This is a genomic window from Comamonas sp., from assembly GCF_036666375.1.
In the GTDB taxonomy this organism is placed as follows: domain Bacteria; phylum Pseudomonadota; class Gammaproteobacteria; order Burkholderiales; family Burkholderiaceae_C; genus Comamonas.
In genome coordinates this window covers 30,846-32,270 of the sequence record NZ_JAVWWA010000052.1, presented here as the reverse complement: position 1 = coordinate 32,270, position 1,425 = coordinate 30,846, and the positions used below count along the sequence as shown (strand labels likewise).

Annotated in this window: 2 protein-coding genes; one reads left to right on the top strand and one right to left on the bottom strand. The window is 69.5% G+C overall.

Going from position 1 to position 1,425, the window contains the following annotated elements:
* A partial coding sequence (locus RR928_RS13910) for a TOBE domain-containing protein (protein ID WP_332537963.1) occupies positions 1 to 237 on the top strand: 237 nt, incomplete at its 5' end.
* A gap of 6 nt (positions 238 to 243) precedes the next feature.
* Here RR928_RS13910 and egtB read toward each other — a convergent pair.
* Positions 244 to 1,425: ergothioneine biosynthesis protein EgtB (egtB, locus tag RR928_RS13905; protein ID WP_332682970.1), on the bottom strand; the 1,182-nt coding region annotated here is incomplete at its 5' end.

Here is a 1,425-nt window from a genome sequence, read left to right as displayed (position 1 = left end):
CTGCCCGCCGCGCAGCCGAACTATGCGCTGGGCAATGAAGTGCAGGTGCTGCTGCGCCCCGAGCACCTGCGGCTGGGCGCGAGCGGAATTGCCGCGACGGTGCTCGAATGCAAGTTCCGCGGCAGCCACCTGATCTACAGCCTGCAGCTGCCGGACGGGCAAAGAATCATGGCGCAATCACCGCTGGCGCAGCGGCATGCACCCGAGGAAACGGTGTTTGCGCAGCTGGCGGTGTAGCGCGTTTCAGAGGTCGCGCGCCAGGCGCAGACCGGTGAACTGCCAGCAGGCGCCGGCCGGAAAGAAGTTGCGGTAGGTGGGCCGCACATGGCTGGGCGGCGAGGCGCAGGAGCCGCCGCGCAGCACGTACTGGTTGACCATGAACTTGCCGTTGTACTCGCCGACCGCGCCTGCGGCGGGGCGAAACCCCGGGTAAGGCGCATAGCTCGACTGGGTCCATTCCCAGACTTCGCCGGGCGCGGCCTGCGCCGCGGGGTGCAGGCGCTGCGCTGTCGATGCCGGCCTGGCCAGCTGCGGCGCCGCGCATTCCCATTCGGCTTCGGTCGGCAGGCGCGCGCCCGCCCAGCGCGCATAGGCGTCGGCCTCGTAATAGCTCAGATGCACGACGGGCTGTGCCGGCTCGAGCGGCTGCAGGCCATGCAGCGTAAATTCGGCCCAGCCGCCAGCGTCCTGGCGCTGCCAATACAGGGGAGCCGTGCGCCGCTGGGCCTGCAGCCAGTCCCAGCCCTCCGACAGCCAATGGCCGGGCTCGGCATAGCCGCCGCCGTCGACAAACGCCTGGTATTCGGCATTGCTGACCGGGCGCGAGGCCAGCGCAAACGCGTTCAGATAGACGCTGTGGCGCGGCGCCTCGTTGTCAAACGCAAAGCCCTGGCCCGCATGGCCGATCTGTTGCAGGCCGGCGTCCTGCGGCAGCCAGCGCAGCGCAGCCGGCTGCACCGACACCCGCGGGTTTTCAGCGTCCGCATAGGCGGGCGCCAGCGGATTGCACGACAGCAGGTGCTTGATGTCGGTCAGCAGCAGCTCCTGGTGCTGCTGCTCATGCTGCAGTCCCAGCGCGATCAGCGCCGCCAGCGACGCGGCGCGTTCGCCGGCCAGCAGCGCCTGCATGCGCGCATCGACCTGGGCGCGGTAGTCCAGCACCTGCTGCAGCCCGGGGCGCGTGATCAGCCCGCGCTGGGCGCGCGGATGGCGCGCGCCCACGCCCTGATAGTAGGAGTTGAACAGCACGCGAAACGCCGGGTGAAACGGTGCAAAGCCCGGCTCATGCGGCTCAAGCACAAAGGTCTCGAAAAACCAGGTGGTGTGGGCCAGATGCCATTTGACCGGGCTGGCATCGGGCATGGACTGCACGCAGCAGTCTTCGGCCGACAGCGGCGCGGCCAGCGCCAGGCTGGCCTGGCGCAC